This window comes from Rhizobium sp. TRM96647 (genome assembly GCF_025780115.1).
Taxonomy (GTDB): Bacteria; Pseudomonadota; Alphaproteobacteria; order Rhizobiales; family Rhizobiaceae; genus Mycoplana.
Genome location: NZ_JAOXHF010000002.1, coordinates 38,574 through 58,468 on the forward strand (window position 1 = coordinate 38,574; position 19,895 = coordinate 58,468).

The following is a 19,895-nucleotide window of genomic DNA, read 5'->3' on the forward strand; positions in this document are numbered from 1 at the left end:
TCCTACGGCATGTCTCCGGAAGGTATGCAGCGGGTTCCAATGGCGGGCACAGGTTCGCCGCAGGACAGACCTATTCGTGCACGTTCAGGATGCGATAGAGCCGTTCGGGAGAGAGCGGCAGTTCAGTAACGGCACCCGCACGCTGGATGGCATCGTCGACGGCAGCCGCAATCGCTGCGCCGACGGCGGTAATCCCTCCTTCGCCCGCGCCCTTCACGCCCAGCGGATTGATCGGGCTTGGTGCGTCTTCACGCACCAATGTCTCCACCTGCGGCATCTCGTGCGAGGTTGGCATCAGATAGTCTGCGAAACTTGCGGCGAGTGGCTGGCCGTACTCGTCGTAGACGAACTCTTCCAGCAGCGCCCCGCCTATTCCCTGGGCGGCGGCGCCGACGATCTGTCCTTCGACCAGCATGGGATTGATCGCTCTGCCGACATCATAGGCGACGAGGTAGCGTTCAATCGCTACACCCGCAGTCTCGGCATCGACGCGAACCTGCGCAAAATGGATTCCGTACGGATAGGCCATGTGGTTCGCTTCGAACAAGCCTTCGGCGCGCAAGCCTCCGCGGTCGGCAAGGTGTTCGGCAATCGCCGCCAGGCCAACCGTTGCATCGGTGCTGGAACTGAAGAATACGCCGTTGGCATAGCCGATCGTTTCGGGGTCAGCCTGCAGAAGCTCGGCGGCGACCGGTCGCGATTGACTGATCAGCGCCTCAGCGGCGATTTTGACCGCGGAGCCGGTCATTACGGTGACGCGCGACGCAAATGCTCCCATGCCGAACTCAATTCGGTCGGTCTGGCCATGAACGACGGTCATGCGTTCAATGGGCACCTGGAGGGTCTCTGCGCAGATCTGCGCCATGGCTGTCTCGACGCCCTGGCCGATCGACGCCACGCCGGTTACGACTTCGATCTCTCCGTGCCGATCGACCGAAATGCGCACGAGATCCTTGGGGCCGAGACCGCTTTTTTCGACAAAGTAGGCGATGCCGATGCCGACCCGCTCTCCCCGTGCACGCCGCTCCGACATTTCGCGAAGAAGGTCGTCATAGCTGATCCTGTCGAGCAGCCTGTCGAGCAGGTCGTGATACTTTCCCGAATCGTAGACGACATGGGTACCCAATGCGTCGATCTTCCGGTCGAACGGCATCGATTCTTCCGGGATCAGGTTCCGGCGTCGAACTTCGATCGGCGAAAGACCGAGCTCGGATGCAATGCGATCCAGGAGGCGCTCCCGGGCAAAGGTCGATTCATATCGCCCCGGGGCGCGATAGGTGCCCGCCGGCGTCTTGTTCGTCAGCCGTATGTGGCCCTCGATCTGGTAGGCCGGAACGATATAGGGGCCGGGGAAGAGGCCGGCGGACAGGTCGGAGACCGTTCCGCCATGCGTCCGGACATAGGCGCCCTGATCGGTGTAGAAGACGACGCGCAACCCCAGGATAAACCCTTGGGCATCAACGGCGGCTTCCATGTCGTAGGTTTGGTCGCGCGAGTGGTTCGCCGCGAGCAGATGTTCCTTGCGATCCTCGACCCACTTGACGGGACGCCGAAGACGAAGGGCGGCGGCACAGACGAGAACGTCTTCCGGATAAAGCTCGCCCCGAATGCCGAAGCCGCCTCCGACGTGCCCTTCGCTCAGTTGTACTTTCTCGGGAGGAAGGGCCAACATCGTGGCGATCGCGTTGCGATTGTAGTGCGGCACCTTGGCCGCGCCATACATCGTCAAGACGCCACTGTCTTCGTCAAAGACACCCAGCGCGCCGCGTGTTTCCATCGGCACGCCGCTATGGCGACCGACACGCGCGCGAAGTCTCACGACCCGATGTGCCTTGGCAAACGCAGCGTCCAGGTCGCCATAGGCCTTGCGAATGACGGCGGGCTCCGAAAGCAGGTCCGGCAGCGTATCGGGCATGAACGGAACCGGCTCGGCGGTCGCATCGAGATGTACGATGCCTTCGTCGATCTCGCAAAAAACCTGTTCGGCGGCGTCTTCGGCGATATAGGGGCTGACAGCAAAAACGACGGCAACCGGCTCGCCGACATAGCGCACATAGTCTCGGGCCAGGATCCACTGCCGGTAAGGGGCCAGCCCCTGGATCTTCGTCATGCGAAAATCGATCTGGGGAATATCGGCGATGTCCGCGCTGGTCCAGACCGCTATGACGCCTTCCATTTCTCGCGCGGAATCGAGGTCGACGGAAACGATGCGGCCGAACGCCACCGGTGACCGGACGACACGCATGAAGATCTGGTCATGCCAATTGAAGTCGGCAGCGAAGCAGCCCTTCCCCTGAATCAGGGGGAGATCCTCCAGTCTCTTGACCGAGCGCCCGATGCCGTCACTCATGCAGCGGCATCCTCGCGCATGACGTCGGCAGCAACGCGAACCGCCTTGATGATGTTCTGATAGCCCGTGCAGCGGCAAAGATTGGACGACAGGACATCACGGATTTCCTCGTCCGTCATGTTCGGATTCTCCTTGAGCGCGCCGGCCGCCAACATCAGAAAGCCGGGGGTGCAGAATCCGCATTGGAGGCCGTGATTTTCCCAGAAGGCCTGCTGCAGCGGATGCAGCGTCTCGCCATCGGCCAACCCTTCGACCGTCGTGATCTTCTTGTTCTGGGCCTGGACGCCAAACATCAGGCAGGAGCGGACCGGCTTGTCGTCCACCAGCACCGTGCATGCGCCGCAAACGCCGTGCTCGCATCCGATGTGGGTTCCGGTCAGGAAGCAGTCATCGCGGAGCGTATCGGCAAGCGTCCGCCGCGGCTCGACCTCGACGTCGTACTCGTCTCCGTTGACGTTCAGCGTGATACTCATCTTGTCAGACATGGGCGGCAGCTCTCGCTTTGCGTATCTCTTCACAAATCCGCTGCGGCGTCGCAGGGATCTCATTGATCGTCACCCCGAATGGCGACAGCGCATCGGCAATCGCGTTCAGGATCGCTGCCGGAGCCCCGATTGCGCCTCCCTCTCCGACGCCCTTCGCCTTGGTGACGGATTCGGGGGAGACGGTCTCCATGTGGACGATTTCGATGTCGGGGATCTCGTGTGAGGTCGGGGGCAGGTAGTCGGCCAGCGATGCCGTCAGCAGGTTGCCCATTTCGTCATAGACGAGCTCTTCATAGAGCGCGTTGGCGATGCCTTGAGCAACGCCGCCCGCGATCTGTCCGTCGACGATCATCGGATTGATGAGAACGCCGGCATCCTCGACCACCAGGAAGCGTTCGATCTTCACTCCGCCCGTTTCGATGTCGACCTCGAGGATCGTTGCATGACAGGCATTCGAGAATGTTCCGCCGGGATCGTAGAATGCATTTTCATGGAGGCCTGCGGTCACATGGCGATACTTGTGGCTTTGATGATGCGCGGCGCGGGCAAGTGTCGGGATATCGACAGTCTTGTTGGTGTTGCGGGCGATCGCCATCCCATCGCGAAGTTCGACGGTTTCGCTTTCGACCTCCATGATATGGGCGGCGATTTTCTTCAGCTTGATGGCCACTTTCTCGGCCGCCAGTTTGGAAGCACCGCCGGCGATGACCATCGACCGGCTCGCAAACGTTCCCCAGCCATAGGGGGTCGTGTCCGTGTCACCGGAAATGACCCTTATTCGCGTTGGCTCGATGCCGAGTTCATCGGCGACCAGTTGGGCGAGGGCAGTCTTGAGACCTTGCCCATGCGGCGATGACCCAATCCGCAAGACGACATATCCGGATGGATCCATCGAACAGTCGACAATCTCGTAGCCCGGGACGATCTCCATCCCGCGAGCCGCGTAGGCCGGCGTGCCGTAGCCCGTGCGCTCGCTGAAAACCGAAAAGCCGAGCCCGATGTAGCGGCCCTGTGCGCGCAACTCCTCCTGCCTGCGACGGAAGCCGGCAATGTCGATTGTCTGGACCGCCACTTCCATTGCCTGGACATAGGAGCCTTCGTCATAGACCAGGCCGGTCGGCGAGCGATGCGGGAACTGACGAATGAGATTGCGACGGCGGATTTCGATCGGATCGAGGCCGAGCCGCGTGGCAGCCTCGTCCATCATGCGCTCCATCGTCAAGGTCAGCATGGGACGCGCAACGCCGCGATAGGGCGCCATCATGCAGGTATTCGTGGTAACCCCCCTGGATCGAACACCATATTCCTGAAAGTTGTAGGGGCCAGGAAGCTCCGCGAAGGCCATCAACGGCTCGACGCCGCATGTCACCGGATAGCAGGAATAGGCGCCGACGTTGGAGCGCAGGTTTGCGTCGATGGCCAGCAACTTTCCGTCCTGGGAAAATGCGCCCTTCACGCTGAAGGCCTGATCGCGGCTATGGGCCGAAGCGAGAAAATTCTCGCGGCGATCTTCGATCCAGGCCACATTCTTGCGCAGCTTCCTGGCGAGCCACACAAGCACGACATACTCCGGAAAGAGCGACATCTTCTGGCCGAAGCCGCCGCCGACATCCGGAGCGACGACCCTGAGATCCGCCTCCGGCATGCCGAGCACGTCGGCAATGCCCGTCCGCAGCATATGGGGCATCTGCACCGAGGCGGTCAGCGTCACGCGTCCGGTTGCCCGGTCAAATTGCGCGACCCCGCCGCGCCCTTCCATGGGCATTGCCGATTGCCGGCCGGAGCGAAGGTCGAGTTCGACAATGGCAGCCGCCTCCCGGAACGCGTCGTCGACCCCCGGGGTGCGAAGACGCCCCTCGACGAGGACATTCTCGACCGCCTCGGGATGAACTTTCGGAGAATCGGGCTCGAGCGCCAGATCGACGTTGACGACCGGATCCTCGGCGTCGATATCGACGAAGACCTGTTCTGCCACGTCCTCCGCCGCTGCCTGATCTCTTGCGACCACTGCCGCGATAGCCTGGCCGGTAAACGTAACCCGATCGACCGGCAGAACGGGTTGTCCGATCGCAATGTAGTCCGGCCGGTGCAGGATCGGCCTGATATCCTTCACGCCATCCAGATCGCGTCCGGTGAAGACCGTGCAATCGTCAGGAAGCTCGATATCCAGGATCTTTCCCTTGGAGACGGGACTGCGGACAAACTTGACTGCAAGAGCGTCGGCGGCGCCGTCCGCCGTATAGTGGGCGTGGCCCTTCAGGAGCGTCGGGTCTTCGAGGCGTGGGAGCTTGCGGCCGATCCAGCTCATCGGATGGCCTCCGTCAGGGCGCGCTTGACGACCGTTACCAGCAGGTCGCGCCGATATTCGGAGGACCCATGAATGTCAGCCGGCGGGTCGACGATGTCGCGAGACATGGCCGCGATCCGGTTGACCGTGTCGTCGGATGCCGGCTTGCCGATGATCGCTTCTTCGAGCGGCCCGAGGCGCAGCGGCTGGTCGGCGACCCCTCCAGCACCAATGCGCGCATCCTTTACCACACCGTTTTCGATGCGGAGGGCTGCCAGGCACATCGCAAGCGCGAAATCGCCCTTCCGCCGGGAGAACTCATAAAAGCCGCTGGTCCACCCGGCCTGTAAGAGCGGCAGACGGATCTCCGCGAGGATTTCATCCTCTTCGAGGGCCGTCGTGAAGGTCCCCCTGAAGAACTGGCTGGCGGGCACCATGCGCTCGCCGCGAACGCTTTTCAGCACCAGAGAAGCCCGCAAGGTCTGCGTCACCAGACACCATTCCGACGCCGGGTCGGCATGGGACAAGCTTCCGCCGAAACTGCCGCGCTGGCGGATCGGGTAGTGCGCGATATTCTGGACGACCTTGGTGAGGAGATGGCCTGTCGGGCCGTCGACCGGCGGTTCGTGGAAGAAGGCATGGCGCGTCAAGGCGCCGATCGCCAGCTCGTTGCCATCGGTCCGCACGTAGCTGAGCTCGCGAAGATTGTTGATGTCGATCAGGATTGCCGGACGCGCCAACCGGAAATTCATCGCGGGAACAAGGCTTTGACCGCCCGCGAGAATCTTGCAATCGCCCTTGTGAGTTGACAGCATTTGGAGGGCGTCGGGGAGGGAGCCGGGACACAGATATTCGAACGATGCTGGCTTCATGGTTTTTAATCTTATTAAATTGATTTTGAATATCGCTAGCATCAGACAGGACGGTTGTCCAGCTTATTGTAGCGCCGGCGCGGAGATCGGAGAGTTGCGGGACTCGGGTCTTCGATGCTGGTCTTCAGGCAAGTCTCCGTGCCATAAGGCCCCCGCAACCAAACGCTCGATACAAAAGCCCCGCCTGCAGAAATGCAGCGGGGTTTTTGTGCGTTTGGCCTCCGTCTCAAGTTCGCCGGCGCGACGCCTCTCCAGGTATTCGTGACACATCAGTGCCACGAACCGCTTCTCCACGATCGTCGCCGCTTCCATCGCCGCCAGGATCGAGGCGATCCGGCCATGCACTTCGGGTTGCCATTCATGGCCGAGCACCCGGCTGGTCGAGCAGCAGCCGAAACCAAACGGTCTTCGCAAGTTGCGGTTTCGTGTCTTCAGGAAAGCGCGCTCTAGTTCCCCTGATTTCCATTGATTTCGCGCGCAGCGGCCTGAATCGCCGATACGATGCCCATATAGCCGGTACACCGGCAGACCTGGCCGCTCAGTTCAGAGCGGACCTGGTTCTCGTTGGGGAGGCCATAGCGGCTGATGATGTCAATCGACATCATCAGCATTCCGGGTGTACAGAAGCCGCATTGCAGCGCGTGCTTTTCGTGGAAATGTCGGCGCACAACGTCCATCATGGCGTCGCTACGGGTGCCTTCGATCGTCCGGACCTTGCTGCCGTCGCATCTTGCTGCAAGTACGATACAGGAACGAACCGGCAATCCATCGAGGTGGACGGTGCAGGCGCCGCAGGCCCCGTGGTCGCAGCCGACATGCGTGCCGGTCAGGTGAAGCTTCTCGCGCAACAGATCGGAAAGGCTGTCCCGCGCATCGACGGAAACGGATTCCTCCTGATCATTGACGTTCAGTTTTACCTCGACCATGATCTAGCCTCCGCAATGGCGCATGTGGCGGTATGGATGTGGCACCGCAACTGATAGGGTGTCGCCTCTTGGTGCACTGCGGCGACGTCGTTCGCGATCGCGCTCGAAAGCGCGTCTGTGCCAATGTCGGGTTGCTGATTGAGCAATGCAGAGGTATCGGCGAGCAAGCGCGCGCAACTTGCCGTACCGCCGAGCGCGACGCGAGCGGGCTGGTCTTCGTTTCCGAGAATGGCAATCGCAAGTGAATCCGCGAAGGCCCCGCTTTTGCGGTTCACCTTGCTGACTCCCCAGGCGCAGTTGCCTTGTTTCGGGATAGCAATTCGGACAAGGAGTTCGCCCGGTTCCAATGCGGTCGTATAGGCGTCGACGAGGAAGTCTTCAATGGGGAGACACCGCTCGCCCTCTCGCGAGGCGAGAACGACATTCGCACCGAGGGCCAGCAGACATACGGGCCAGTCGGCGGATGGGTCGCAGAGGGAGAGGCTTCCGCCGATCGTACCCATGTTGCGGACGGCTCTGTACGCAATCTTCGATGCAATCTTTTGGAGCAGGCCGTTGAACGCATCGCGCCCAAGTCCATCCTCTATTGCCGCATGGGTCACGAGGGCTCCGCAAGAAAAGGTTTGCTCTCCCTCGCTTACGGTTCTCAATTCGTGAAGGCGGCTGATGTCGACAAGTCTTTCGGCCAAGGCGACCCTGAGATTGAGCATTGGGAGTAGCGATTGCCCGCCGGCGATGACAGTGGCTTCCTCGCCTTCGGAAAGCGCAATCAGTGCTTCTTCGAGACTTTTTGGTCTGATGTAGTCGAACAGGGCAGGCTTCATCCCGCATTCTCGCGTGTAAGAGCATCGGCGACGGTGTCGGAGACACGTCGCGGCGTCATGGGTGTCACGAGGAACTTGGCCTTGCAGTTCCGATGGGCGTCGTTCAACGCGTTGGCGATGGCTGCCGGCGGCGCGATTGCCCCGCCTTCGCCCATGCCTTTGACGCCGAATTCCGTGCTTTCGGCCGGTGTGACCATATGCTTGATGCGAAAGTTCGGTATCTCCGGGGCGCACGGGATCATGTACTCCCCGTAGGTGGTGGCGGTCGGCTGTCCGTTCTCGTCGAAATGCAGTTCCTCATAAAGTGCCGTTCCGATGCCCTGCGCCACGCCACCGATGATCTGCCCGTCCACGATCATGGGATTGACCAGGTTCCCGCAGTCTTCCACGATTACGTAGTCGATGATCTCGGTTACACCGGTGATCGGGTGGGATAACAGGGTGACCGCGTGCACGCCGTAGGAGAAGACGCCGCCTGATTCCGGCGGTTCATAGGTTTCAGTGGCCTCAAGACCGGGCGCGGTGCCGGCGGGCAGGAGTTCCGGCCGGATGTTGGCTGCGCGTGCGATGTCGGCGATGGGGATCTGTCCCGAACTGCTATGGGCTGCCCCGTCCCGCAGCGTCACGTCCAGTGCCTGCACTTGAAGAAGCTGGGCACCGATTGCCTTGATCTTGCTTGCGAGTGCGCGGCTCGCCTTTGCAACCGCGCCACCGGAAAATACGATGCTGCGCGACGCAAAAGTGCCGAAGCCTTGCGGTGACAGACCGGTGTCGCCATGGCGGACAAGGATGGCGTATGGATCAATGCCAAGTTCCTGCGCCGCGATCTGGGATAGCGAGGTTTCCAGGCCTTGACCGTGACTCTGGATCCCGACCAGCAGATGCACCGTGCCGTCAGGCAGCATCCGAATGGTCGCGGATTCGAAGCCGGGAACCACGCGCGATTTCCGCTTCACCCATTCCTGCGTTCCATGGCCGCTCTGCTCCGTATAGACGGCAAAGCCGACGCCGAGCTTTCGTCCATCGGGCTCGCCCTTGCGCTGCCGTTCACGAAGTCGGGGAAGGTCGATCATTTCCAGCGCATGCGCGAGGGCCTTCGGATAGTCGCCGTTGTCCAGCCTCAGTCCGCCGGCCGTACGATACGGCATCATCGTCGGTTGGACGAGGTTTCTCCGGCGGATTTCGACGGGACAGCATCCAATTTCGTCCGCGAGTTCGTCGATCATGCGTTCGATCGCAAAACAGGCGCCCGGCCGGGCAACCCCACGGTAGGGTCCGATGGGTGCCTTGTTGGTTGCGACGGTATGCGTGCTGATGTGGAGATGCTCGACTGTGTAGGAGCCCGGCAGGTTGCGGGCCGCCATTCCGGTTTCCATGAATGGGCCGGATGGCCATAGCGCGAAGGCGCCCGCATCGACGTGCACGCTACCTTCGATGCCGAGCACCCGGCCCTCGGTCGTGGAGTACAGCGTCAGGTCATAATGATGCTCGCGCGCCTGAATAGAGGCGACCAGATGCTCGTTGCGGTCCTCGATCCAGCGAACCGGGTGATCCACTTTCATTGCCAGCGCAGCGATCGCGATTTCTTCCGGCATCAACCGGTTCTTTCCCCCGAAGCCGCCGCCGACATCGGGTGCCACTACCCTGATCTTGTGCTCCGGGATGCCAAGCGCCAATGAAAGCCCGTGACGCATTACATGTGGGCCTTGCGTCGAGGAATAGACGACGAGTTCATCGAGCCGGTGGTCGCGATAAGCGACGACGCCCCGTGTTTCCAGCGGATTCGTCGCCTGACGGTTCATCTTCAACTGACGGCGTATCTTGACGGGTGCGTCGCGGACAGCGGCGATTTCGCCTTCCGAAATTGTCGCATCGATGAAGGAGTTGTCGGGCCAACCGTCATGCAGCAGGGGGGCTTTATCCGACAGTGCATCGATTGCGTCGACAACAGCCTCGAGTTCGTCGATCTCGACGTTCACTTCCGTGGCAAGGTCCTCGGCGCCGGCGCGGTTCGATCCGATGCACATGGCAACCGTCTGGCCGACGAAGAGTACTTTTGCATCCGCGAGCGGAGGATAGGTGGCGTTCCGAAAAGTCGCGATCTCCGGGCCGCCCGAAATTGGGTTGAGCGGTTGCAGGTCTTCGAGGGTGAAGACCGAGTTCTCGCGGCCCGTTGGCTTTTCGATCGAAACGACGCGGCCGTGCGCCGCGGGGCTGCGAACAAAGGCGACATCGCGCATACGGGGCAGGCGGAGGTCCGCCACGAAGGTACTCGCGCCGGCAAGATGCCGCCGGTCTTCCTTGCGGAGCAGGGACCTTCCGACCCATGCTCCCGTGCTTTCAGGCTCGCTAGCGTCAGCCATACTTCCCCATTCTCTGAAATCGACCGCCTCGCGATGCATTGCAAGGCGGTGCGCTACATAGCCGGTAAGGTGGAGACTATCGCTCAAGACCTGCGAAGCAAATTATAAAAATGCTCGTATTAATCGTTTTTATTGATATGTTGCGATCGGCGCTGGCAAGCGGAAATTCTGCACGGCCAGGTTCCGTCCACGTCACACGGGAGAGAGCAGGGTATGGGAACGCAGATTTCACTTCGGCACTTGCGCTGCTTTGCGGCCGTTGCACGAACGGGTTCCTTCACCGTGGCTGCGCAGCAACTGTTCAAGACGCAATCCTCGTTGACGGCGACGATCAAGCAGCTGGAGGATATTGCCGGTGTCCAGCTCTTCGACCGTACGACGAGGCGTGTGGAATTGACGAAAGATGCGATATGGTTCCAGGAGGTTGCCGAGCGCATCATTCGGGACTTCGACAACGCAGTTTCAGATCTTCGGGCTACTGCGCGCAGCGAGCACGGCAACATAAAGATATCCATCGTGCCGTCGATGATGCCTCACATTCTGGCACCGGCATTGGAGGCGTTCCGCAAGTCTTATCCGGACGTCAAGATCTCGGTTCGAGACGAGGGGTCGGAGAAGACCGAACGTGCCGTTCTCGAGGGAACTACCGACTTCGGGCTTTCGTCACCGCTAAATCATTTCCCGGATCTCGACTATCGACCGGTTCTGGCCGACCCATTCGGCGCGGTGTTTCCGAAGGACCATCCATTGGCGAGCCACAAGGGTGAACTGACCTGGGCAGACCTGCGCGAACATAACTACGTGGCGCTTACGAAGGACACGGGCATCGGTGCGCTCATCCGGCATTTCCCTGATCTCGAACCCAAACATCGTGGAACCGAAGTCGACTATGCCTCAAGTACGACCTCGCTCTATGCTCTGCTGAAGCTCGGAGATCGGATCACCGTCCTGCCATCACTCGCTGCCCATACCGGACAGATGATGGAGTTTGAGTTCCGCGAGTTACATCAACCCAAGATCGAGCGTGAAGTGTGCATCATAACACGTCACATGCGCTCGTCGTCGCCGACGACGCGCAGGGTTCTCGAGATTCTCCTGAAGACAATTCGAGAGATAAAGCCAGTCCACGGCGTGCGAATACTCGACACCGCTTTCAACTGAGGCAAATCTCCGGACAGAGCGGATATGTTTTCAGGACAACGTAAGCGTCCGGTTCATCCGGTCCCGGCAGTCAGCTGGAGCTTACCGTTTCGTTGAATTTCCCGAAGAATTCGCCGGCAAGCTTCTTGGACGTCGATTGAATCAGGCGGCTGCCGAGCTGGGCCAGTTTACCACCGATGTCGACTTTCGCGGCATAGATCAGCAACGTCGTTCCCGGGGCTTCTTCATGCAGGGTCACGTCCGCCCCGCCCTTCGCAAACCCGGCCACGCCGCCTTTGCCCTCGCCGGAGATGGTGCAGGACCGTGGCGGGTCGATATTGGAAAGTTCAACCTCGCCGGCGAAGCGGGCCTTGATGGGGCCGATCTTGATCGTGACGATGGCGCTGAACGCATTTTCCCTTTCGGCCACCAGCCTTTCGCAGCCGGGAATGCATTGTTCCAGCACGGCGGGATCGTTCAAGGCCTGCCATACTCGGTTGATCGGCGCGGATATACGTTCTTCGCCGGACATGTCGATGGCCATGGAAGTGTCCTTTTAGCTATGGAAGGTGGAACGGATTGGCCAGCGGAGGGCCGGCCCGGTCGCTCATCAGGTCTCGTTGGATCTGGCGCCGGCCTCCGAGGTCTGCGTTGTCTGGAAACTGCCTCGACCACTCGCTATGAGACGCCCCTCTCCGTCGAAAATCTGGGCTTCGCTGGTCCCGATGGTCCGGCCGAATTTGATGACCTTACCGCGCGCGATCAGGTTGCCCTTCTTGACGACCCGGTGATAGTCGACCCTCAGATCGATCGTGAGTACCGGGCCGCCGATCTTGTTGATCATCGCCAGATTTGCCGCGAAATCGATCAAAGCCGCATGAATGCCACCTTGCGTCTGCCCGACGACCGGGTTCGCGACCCATTCAGGCCGCCAGGTTGCCTCGACCTCGATCGTATCCTCGCCGAGTGACAGGACCTTCAGGCCGAGCCACGAAAGAAAGGCACTCCGGTCGATGATCGCCTGGACATCGTCGGCGGTCTTGTTGAGGATTTGCAGGGTCATGCGTTTTCTCCATGCTTTTCGTCTTCCGTGAGCCGCCTCGCTTCGGTTTCGAGGCCGCGCCGGTCGATCTTGCCGACATTGGTCATGGGGAGCTTTTCGAGGAAGATCACCCTTCGCGGATATTGGTAGGGCGGCGCATGGCGCAGGACGTGATCCTGTATGTCGCGCTCGCTGACCAAGGCCCCGGTCCGCTTCACCACGAATGCGTAGGGAACCGTATGCTTGAGTTCGTGCGGCGCAGGAACGACCACGGCCTGTTCGATGTCAGCGTGACGCTCCACCACGAGCTCGATCTCCGCCGGGTAGATATTGTGCCCGCTGGATGTGAACATATCGTCCGACCGGCCGATGAAGTAGTACCAGCCCGCTTCGTCGCGCCGAAGGATGTCACCGGTATTGAACCATCCATCCGCGTCTATGCGCTTTGCCGTTTCCTCGGGATTGTTGAGGTATCCGCTCATCAGGCCGGGGCTTCTGACGAGCAGGGTTCCGAAGCTTTCGTCCTCGCCGCCGACGAGGCGGAATTCGTTCCCGGCGATGGGATAGCCGATCGAATGGCGCGGACGCGCCAGTCCTCCCCGATGATTGCCGAACAACGCGGCACTGGTTTCCGTGATGCCGAAGATGAGATTGATCTTGGCGTTCGGAAACAGTTCGGCCACGGAATCGATCAACTGGTCCGAAGCCGGGGCGCCGCCCATTGTCGCGAGGCGGACGAAGGAATAGTCGTTGCCCTCAAGCAGTTCGCGCTGCTGGAGGATCATTGCAAAGATGGTTGGCACACCGGAGACGATGGTCGGCCTGTAGCGGTTGACTGCCGATACGTAGGTCTTCGCTTCGAACTTGCGCAGAAGCACGACCGTCGAACCGCCGTACAAGACGCACTTGATCGAGTTCATCGCATGTTTGTGATAGAGCGGCGCGGCGACGATCATCGTGTCGGCCGGTGAAAAGTCCCGGTCTTGCGAGATGGTTCGGGCGACCCAGCTATGGGCTCGGTGCGACAGCAATGCACCTTTCGGGCGACCGGTCGAGCCGGAGGTGTAGGCGATGAACGCCGTCGAATCGTATTCCGGCACGAAGGGTTCGAACGGCCCCGGGCGTTTGAAAGCGGTGAGGCCGTCGGCATCGTCGCTATCGACAATGACCTCGGGCGTGCCGCTTGGCAGGTTCACCGCCAATGCGCGCTCACAGAACACCAGTCGAAGGTCGGTCTGTTCGACGATCCAGGCGATCGTGTCTCTGGGTTGGAGGATACCCATCATTACCGGCACGATGCCGGCCCGCATCGCGCCATAGAAGACTTCGAGGAATTCGAGCCGGTTGGAGCAGTAAACGCCGATCCGGTCGCCCGGGCGCAGGCCCCTTTCGAGCAGGCCGCACGCCACGGAATCGCAGGATGCATTGTAGGTCGGATAGTCGATGACACGCGGGTTTTCCGGGTCCCACAGGTCGATGACGGCGACTTGGCCGCTTGTTTGAAAGTTGCGGCCGATACAGCCGAGATTGGGGATGGTTTCGGTCATGGCGTGACAATCACCTTTCCGAAAATGCGACGGTCATCCAACAGGCGCACCCCTTCAGCCGCGTGCTCGAGCGGCAGGCGAACTTCCACGACAGGCTTCAGTTTGCCGGACGCGACATAGTCAAGGCAGGCGACGATGTCCTCGGGAACATAGGCTCGGCTTCCGATGATTTCGGTCTCGCGGTGCCAAAGGAAGCGCACATCGATATCGCAGAGGTGGCCGGCCGTGGAGCCACAGGTGAGGATGCGTCCACCAGTCGCCATGCTTCGCTGGGTCTGGATCCACGTATCTCCGCCGGTAAAGTTGACGGCGACGTCGACGCCGGTCTTTCCGGTAGCGGTCCAGACCGCGCGCGAGAATTCCGGCGTCTCGATATAGTTGATGATGTGGTCTGCACCCAGCGCCTTGAGCTTCTCGCCCTTCTCTTCGCTCGATGTGCAGGCGTAGACCTCGCAGCCGATCATTTTTGCGAATTGCACGCACGAAACGCCGACGCCGCCGCTGGCGCCAAGGATCAGGACCTTTTCACCGGCCTTTATATGGCCTTTCGTGAACAGCATGCGGTGGGATGTGCCATAGGCGATCGGAAGCGCTGCCGCGTCCTCGAAACTCACATTGTCTGGGATCTCGATCAACTGTCTCCCGTCGACGGCGATGTATTCGCACAGGCCGCCGTTGCCGTTCTCGCCGAGCACTCCTCCTGTGGGGAAGCGCGGGAAAAGGACGACGCGCTTGCCGACCCAATGCGCCGAAACGTCGGCGCCGACGGCGCGAACGATGCCGGCAATATCGCCGCCCGGAATGCGTGGCATGGTTGTCGGCATGTCAGGCATGCCGTGGATTACGAAGACGTCCATATAGTTGAGGCCGCAGGCCTTGATCTCCACGAGGGCCTGGCCGTTGCCCGCCTGGGGGACAGGCCACTCTTCCAGATTGAGCTGGTCGACGCCGCCATGAGCGCGAATGGCCATTGCTCTCATGGTTGTACTGTTCGCCATGATTGAAACACTCCGTTGTTGGTCGAGGGGACAATAGGAGTGCCGTGCTGGCGCCACAAATGATTAGAAAATCGGTATTAATCAGTTTTAATTAATAATCGCCGAGAAGCGGGCCGTTCCTTCGCGCCCGAGCGGGGCGTTCTCTAGAAACCACCGACGCGATCAGGAACCCTGGTGTGTTCTCCGGGTTCATTTATTTATAAAAATGAACAATACCAGAAAAATAATCATTTGCCCTTCTGACTGTCCGCAATTAGCGTTTTCATATCAAGGCTGGCAGTAACCAAGATGAGGTTTCTGAACATCCGCCGAATAGCAATAAATCCGAGGTGAATTCAGTGGCATCGGACAGTTTTTCTGAGGAATGGGCAAGCACGTTTGTTCGTGTCCTTAAGGATAATAACGTAGATCTCGTTACCTACATTCCAGATAACGTCCTGCGCCCGCTTATCGATGCTATCGAGGCAGATCCATACTTTACGGTGGTGACACCGACCCGTGAGGAAGAGGCCGTCGCCATTGTAGCGGGTGCCTACATGGGCGGACGCCGCGGCATTACCCTGATGCAGACGAGCGGGTTTGCCACCATTCCCAACGTACTGGCGTCGTTGGCCTGTCCTTTCCAACTGCCGGTGGTGATGGTGATTTCGGAGCGGGGCACGCTTGGAGAGTTCCAGCTTGGCCAGTCCATGGTCTGCCGGACGATGCGCCCGGTCCTTCAGAGCCTCGGCATCGAAAACTTCGCCATTCAGGACAAGTCGCAGGTCGAGTTCATCGCCGGCAACATGATCCGCCAGGCGTTCTCCACCAAGACCCCCGCCGCGATCATCCTGTCGCCCCTGCTAACCAAGCGGCCGCATTGAGGAGACGGGCAAAGATGTCTGTTATCGAAAGCACCAAATCCCGCCAAACGGCCAAGATCATGAACCGGAGCGTGCTGACGCGGCGCCTCGTGGCGAAGCTGAACAACGCAGAAGCCATCATCGGCGGCATCGGCAACAGCAACTTCGACCTGTGGGCAAGCGGACAGCGCCCCCAGAATTTCTACATGCTCGGCAGCATGGGGCTGGCAAGCTCAATCGCGCTGGGCGTTGCTATTGCGCAGCCCAAACGCAAGGTGTTCGCGCTCGACGGTGATGGATCGATCCTGATGCAGCTCGGTTCTCTCGGAACCGTAGCCTCGGTCAATCCCGCCAACCTCTGCATCATCCTGTGGGACAACGGCCTGTACCAGATCACCGGTTCCCAGAAGACGCTGACATCGGGCGGAGCGGATCTGGTCGCCATTGCCCGGGGCGCCGGCCTTGCGCAGTCCGAATGGGCCCAGGACGAAGAGCATTTCGACACACTCGTCGATGCTGCGCTCAATCACGATGGTCCCAGACTGATCAGCGTTCGCATCGATGGTGAAAAACCTGCCGGTACCACCGACCGCGACCCGGCCAGGATCCGTATCAACTTCATGCGCGGCCTTGCCGAATGATCGCACGGTTGTTGGACACTGGAGGGATGCGTCATGTCTAAGCTTCTGATTGCCGGGAGGTGGTGCGACGGTGAGAGCATCGATACCCTCCGTGACCGCTTTTCCGGCCAAGCCTTCGGAGAGATGCACGTCGCGTCGGCCGAACAGGTGGATGAAGCCATTGCCGGGGCGGTCGAGGCGGTCGCTGAAACCACTCTTGGCCCATATGATCGCTACTGCATTCTCATGGAAGCCGCGCGGCTGATTGGCTCCAGGCGGGAACAGTTGGTCGCCACGATGAGACATGAGGCCGGCTTTACCCGGGCTGATGGCGAGAACGAGGTCAATCGCTGCACTCAAACGCTTGAGTTGTCGGCCGAGGAGGCCAAACGTTTGAATGGCGAACTCGTGCCGATGCTCGCTGCTTCGGGCGCACGGGATCGATTGGGGTTCACCATCCGCGCGCCACGCGGTGTGATTTGCGCGATCACCCCTTTCAATTCGCCTTTGAACACGCTTGCCCACAAGGTCGGCCCGGCGATCGCGGCAGGAAACTCGGTTGTCATAAAGCCGTCCAGCTACACCCCTCTGTCGGCCATAGCGCTCTGCGAGGTCTTGCTGGACGCCGGCCTGCCGCCGCGGCTGCTCTCGCTTCTTCACGGACCGGGCGGCCGCATCGGGCGCCAACTGCTTTCGGACCAGCGTATCGCCTACTACGCTTTTACCGGAAGCACGCAGGTGGGCCGGGAAATCCAGCAGGCCGCGGGCCTGCGCGGTACGCAGCTCGAACTCGGCAGTATCGCGAGCACGATTGTCTGTGACGATGCCGATATCGATCTGGCGATTCCGAAGATACTGAACGCCGGTTTCAGGAAGGCGGGTCAGGTCTGCACCTCGGTCCAGCGGCTGTTGGTCGACCGTCGCATCCACGATCTGTTCGTCACGCGACTGGTGGAAGCGGTTCGCATGGTCAAGGTTGGTGATCCGGCCGACCCGAATGTGCTGGTTGGGCCAATGATCAGCCTGGCTCATGCAGAGCGCGCCGAGAATTGGGTGTCCGAAGCTGTAGCCGCGGGCGCCAAGTTGCTTGTCGGCGGAACGCGTGAGGGTGCTGTCATGGCGCCGACCGTTCTTTCCAATGTCAACGAGCAGATGAAGGTCGTTTGCGAGGAGATCTTCGCCCCGGTCCTGAGCATCATTCCTTTCGACACGGTCGAGGAGGCTGTCGAGCGCGCCAATGCAAGCCCCTACGGGCTCGCGGCCGGATTGTTCACGTCCAACCTGCACCGAGCCCTTCGAATGGCACAGTCTCTCCGTTTCGGAGGCGTGCATGTCAACGAAGCCTCGAGTGCGCGGGTGGACGTGATGCCATTCGGCGGCGTCAAGGACAGCGGGTTTGGCCGTGAAGGCCCGGCATACGCCATTCGGGAAATGACCGAAGAACGATTGATAACGATTTCCTATTAAAGCCCAGCACAGGTTGCCGACAAATGCGTGAAACACCCAATCAAGAAAGCCGGCTGCGGGTAGCAGTCGACATCGGCGGCACTTTTACTGACGGTGTCGCCACGATGGAACCTGCCGGGCGCATATGGGTCGCCAAATCGCCCACCACGCCGGCCGATCCGGGACAGGCCGTTTCGACGGTGCTGGAGGACTTGCTGCGCCAGGTGGATACGACGCTGGGCGAGAGGGCGGCCAAACTGCGGGAAGTCGTGCACGGCACAACACTGATCACCAATACTCTTATCGAACGAAAGGGCGTGAAAACGGCCCTGGTGACCACGAAGGGGATGAAGGACGTCCTCAACATCGGCCGCGAGTGGCGCTACGACATCTATGACCTCGACATCGAACTGCCCAAGCCGCTGATCGACGACGAGCGCCGCGTCGAAGTGGATGCCCGCATGGACGCGCGCGGCGAGGAACTCGACGCCCTCACGGACGAGGACCTGGACGTGCTCGTTCGCGAACTCTCGCAAATCGACACGGACTCGATCGCGGTCTCGCTGCTGCACTCCTACACCAACACCGACCATGAAAAGCGTATCGGCGAAAAGCTGCGGGCCGCGTTGCCGGGCAAGTCGATATCTCTTTCTTCCGATCTGGCGCGCGAGATCAAGGAATTCGAACGGACGTCCACTGTCGCGGCAAACGCCTATGTGAAGCCGATCGTCGAGGATTACCTCGAGGAACTCGATACGCGCATCGCCAGCGTCAAGCCGGGCACGCCGCTTCGTGTCATGGTCTCCAGTGGCGGGTTCTGTTCGGCAAAGACGGGTGCGGATTCGCCCATTCTGCTTCTGGAATCCGGCCCTGCTGCCGGCGTGCTGTCGGCATTGAACACCGCCCAACAGGTCGGCGTCGACAAGGTGCTCGCCTTCGACATGGGCGGCACCACCGCAAAGGCTTGTGTCGCGGTCGATGGAGATGCGCCGGTGACTCATAGCTTCGAATGCGCTCGCGTCGAGCGCTTCAAGCGCGGGTCCGGTCTGCCGATCCTCATTCCAAGCATCGAACTTATCGAGATTGGTGCCGGCGGCGGCTCGATCGCGCATTGCAACCGCCTCGGCTTGCTCAATGTCGGACCGGAATCGTCGGGATCCGTGCCCGGACCCGCCTGCTACGGGCGGGGAGGAACCGATGTCACCGTTACCGATGCCGACCTCCTGCTCGGCTACCTGAACGGCGAAAACTTCCTCGGCGGCTCGATGACGCTGAACAAGGCGGCCGCGCAGGCGGCGGTGACGCGTCTGGCCGATCAACTGGGTGTGTCGCCACTCGACGCCACATGGGGCATCTGCAACATGGTGAACGAAAACATGGCGAGCGCCGCACGGATCCATATTGCCGAAAACGGCCACGATCCACGGGATTTCACCATGATCGCGACCGGCGGTGCCGGTCCCGTCCACGCCGTCGATGTGGCGCGCAAGCTGCGCATTCCCCGCGTAATCGTGCCGATCGCGGCCGGTGCCGGATCCTGCCTCGGCATGCTTGCCGCCCCGCCGCGCATCGACCGCGCCTGGTCGCGGCCGCAGCTGCTGACGGACATCGATTGGTCCGACGTCGCCGACAATCTCGAAGCGCTGCGCACGGACGCATTGGGCGAGTTGGAGGCCGCGGGTGCGACCACCGTTGAATGGATCGTCGGCGCCGAGATGCGCTACGAAGGGCAGGGCGCGGAAATATCCGTGACGGTGCCCTACGAGGACCTGGCCGGCGAACCCGCTCGGACGTTGCTGAACGCCTTTGAGGCCCAGTATGAGAAGTTGTACGGTCGATTGGTCCCGAATGCGGCTGCCCAGGTCATCACCTGGCGGCTGGTGGGGCGCGCACCAAACAAGGCGCATGTCTTCGAATGGGGTGACGACCGGATCAAGGCCGTCCCGTCCGGCCGACGCGAGATTTTCCTTCCCCTGCTCAAGCAGTTTGCCGAAGTACCGGTCTACAACCGCTACTCGACCACGCCAGGCACGATCCTGCAGGGGCCGCTGATTCTCGAAGAGCGGGAATCGACCATCGTCGTCGCCGTCGCAGCCGACGTGGCCATCCTACCGGACCTGACCGTCTCTGTAACAATCAAGGAATTCGATTGA

At 60.8% G+C, this 19,895-nt stretch carries 17 protein-coding genes; 5 read left to right on the top strand and 12 right to left on the bottom strand.

The window, feature by feature from the left end:
* Nucleotides 1–70: 70 nt before the first annotated feature.
* The 8 genes from OCK02_RS03135 to OCK02_RS03170 form a co-directional block, all read right to left on the bottom strand.
* Nucleotides 71–2,350: a xanthine dehydrogenase family protein molybdopterin-binding subunit gene (locus OCK02_RS03135; RefSeq protein ID WP_263812006.1), complete on the bottom strand. Its 2,280-nt coding sequence runs from the start codon at nt 2,348–2,350 to the stop codon at nt 71–73.
* Nucleotides 2,347–2,835 carry a (2Fe-2S)-binding protein gene (locus tag OCK02_RS03140; protein WP_263812007.1) on the bottom strand — a complete coding sequence of 163 codons (489 nt, stop codon included), beginning with the start codon at nt 2,833–2,835 and terminating at the stop codon, nt 2,347–2,349. The genes OCK02_RS03135 and OCK02_RS03140 overlap by 4 nt, the downstream gene beginning before the upstream one ends.
* Nucleotides 2,828–5,143 (bottom strand): xanthine dehydrogenase family protein molybdopterin-binding subunit, encoded by a 2,316-nt coding sequence (locus OCK02_RS03145; RefSeq protein ID WP_263812008.1) that lies wholly within the window; start codon nt 5,141–5,143, stop codon nt 2,828–2,830. The genes OCK02_RS03140 and OCK02_RS03145 overlap by 8 nt, the downstream gene beginning before the upstream one ends.
* Nucleotides 5,140–5,994, bottom strand: a complete 855-nt coding sequence (locus tag OCK02_RS03150; RefSeq protein WP_263812009.1) for an FAD binding domain-containing protein — start codon at nt 5,992–5,994, stop codon at nt 5,140–5,142. Before OCK02_RS03150 ends, OCK02_RS03145 begins: the two co-directional genes overlap by 4 nt.
* Nucleotides 5,995–6,057: 63 nt before the next feature.
* Entirely contained in the window at nt 6,058–6,408 is a 351-nt protein-coding gene (locus OCK02_RS03155; RefSeq protein ID WP_263812010.1) for a hypothetical protein, read from the bottom strand.
* 32 nt (nt 6,409–6,440) lie between these two features.
* Nucleotides 6,441–6,920 carry a (2Fe-2S)-binding protein gene (locus OCK02_RS03160; RefSeq protein ID WP_263812011.1) on the bottom strand — a complete coding sequence of 160 codons (480 nt, stop codon included), beginning with the start codon at nt 6,918–6,920 and terminating at the stop codon, nt 6,441–6,443.
* Entirely contained in the window at nt 6,908–7,744 is an 837-nt protein-coding gene (locus OCK02_RS03165; RefSeq protein WP_263812012.1) for an FAD binding domain-containing protein, read from the bottom strand. Before OCK02_RS03165 ends, OCK02_RS03160 begins: the two co-directional genes overlap by 13 nt.
* Nucleotides 7,741–10,107, bottom strand: coding sequence for a xanthine dehydrogenase family protein molybdopterin-binding subunit (locus OCK02_RS03170; protein ID WP_263812013.1), 2,367 nt, complete (start codon nt 10,105–10,107; stop codon nt 7,741–7,743). The genes OCK02_RS03165 and OCK02_RS03170 overlap by 4 nt, the downstream gene beginning before the upstream one ends.
* Before the next feature lie 213 nt (nt 10,108–10,320).
* Between OCK02_RS03170 and OCK02_RS03175 the strand changes: the two genes are divergently transcribed.
* Nucleotides 10,321–11,268, top strand: a complete 948-nt coding sequence (locus OCK02_RS03175) for a LysR family transcriptional regulator (protein WP_263812014.1) — start codon at nt 10,321–10,323, stop codon at nt 11,266–11,268.
* A 70-nt stretch (nt 11,269–11,338) separates the two neighbouring features.
* Here OCK02_RS03175 and OCK02_RS03180 read toward each other — a convergent pair whose 3' ends face one another.
* The 4 genes from OCK02_RS03180 to OCK02_RS03195 all read right to left on the bottom strand — a co-directional run bounded on the left by OCK02_RS03180 (nt 11,339) and on the right by OCK02_RS03195 (nt 14,834).
* Nucleotides 11,339–11,791, bottom strand: coding sequence for an SRPBCC family protein (locus tag OCK02_RS03180; RefSeq protein WP_263812015.1), 453 nt, complete (start codon nt 11,789–11,791; stop codon nt 11,339–11,341).
* Nucleotides 11,792–11,857: 66 nt separating this feature from the next.
* On the bottom strand, nt 11,858–12,310 hold the full coding sequence (locus OCK02_RS03185; RefSeq protein WP_263812016.1) for a PaaI family thioesterase: 453 nt from the start codon (nt 12,308–12,310) through the stop codon (nt 11,858–11,860).
* A complete protein-coding gene (locus OCK02_RS03190; RefSeq protein WP_263812017.1) occupies nt 12,307–13,836 on the bottom strand; it encodes a class I adenylate-forming enzyme family protein in 1,530 nt (509 codons plus the stop codon). Before OCK02_RS03190 ends, OCK02_RS03185 begins: the two co-directional genes overlap by 4 nt.
* Nucleotides 13,833–14,834, bottom strand: a complete 1,002-nt coding sequence (locus OCK02_RS03195) for a quinone oxidoreductase family protein (protein ID WP_263812018.1) — start codon at nt 14,832–14,834, stop codon at nt 13,833–13,835. Before OCK02_RS03195 ends, OCK02_RS03190 begins: the two co-directional genes overlap by 4 nt.
* 338 nt (nt 14,835–15,172) lie before the next feature.
* On the opposite strand from OCK02_RS03195, the gene OCK02_RS03200 reads away from it, so the two are divergent.
* Genes OCK02_RS03200 through OCK02_RS03215 form a run of 4 tightly spaced genes read left to right on the top strand, consistent with a single transcriptional unit; the run spans nt 15,173 to nt 19,895 of the window.
* Nucleotides 15,173–15,697, top strand: a complete 525-nt coding sequence (locus OCK02_RS03200) for a thiamine pyrophosphate-binding protein (protein WP_263812019.1) — start codon at nt 15,173–15,175, stop codon at nt 15,695–15,697.
* Between the two features lie 14 nt (nt 15,698–15,711).
* Nucleotides 15,712–16,317 (top strand): thiamine pyrophosphate-dependent enzyme, encoded by a 606-nt coding sequence (locus OCK02_RS03205; RefSeq protein WP_263812020.1) that lies wholly within the window; start codon nt 15,712–15,714, stop codon nt 16,315–16,317.
* A gap of 33 nt (nt 16,318–16,350) precedes the next feature.
* Nucleotides 16,351–17,763 (top strand): aldehyde dehydrogenase family protein, encoded by a 1,413-nt coding sequence (locus OCK02_RS03210; protein WP_263812021.1) that lies wholly within the window; start codon nt 16,351–16,353, stop codon nt 17,761–17,763.
* A gap of 23 nt (nt 17,764–17,786) precedes the next feature.
* Nucleotides 17,787–19,895, top strand: coding sequence for a hydantoinase/oxoprolinase family protein (locus tag OCK02_RS03215; protein ID WP_263812022.1), 2,109 nt, complete (start codon nt 17,787–17,789; stop codon nt 19,893–19,895).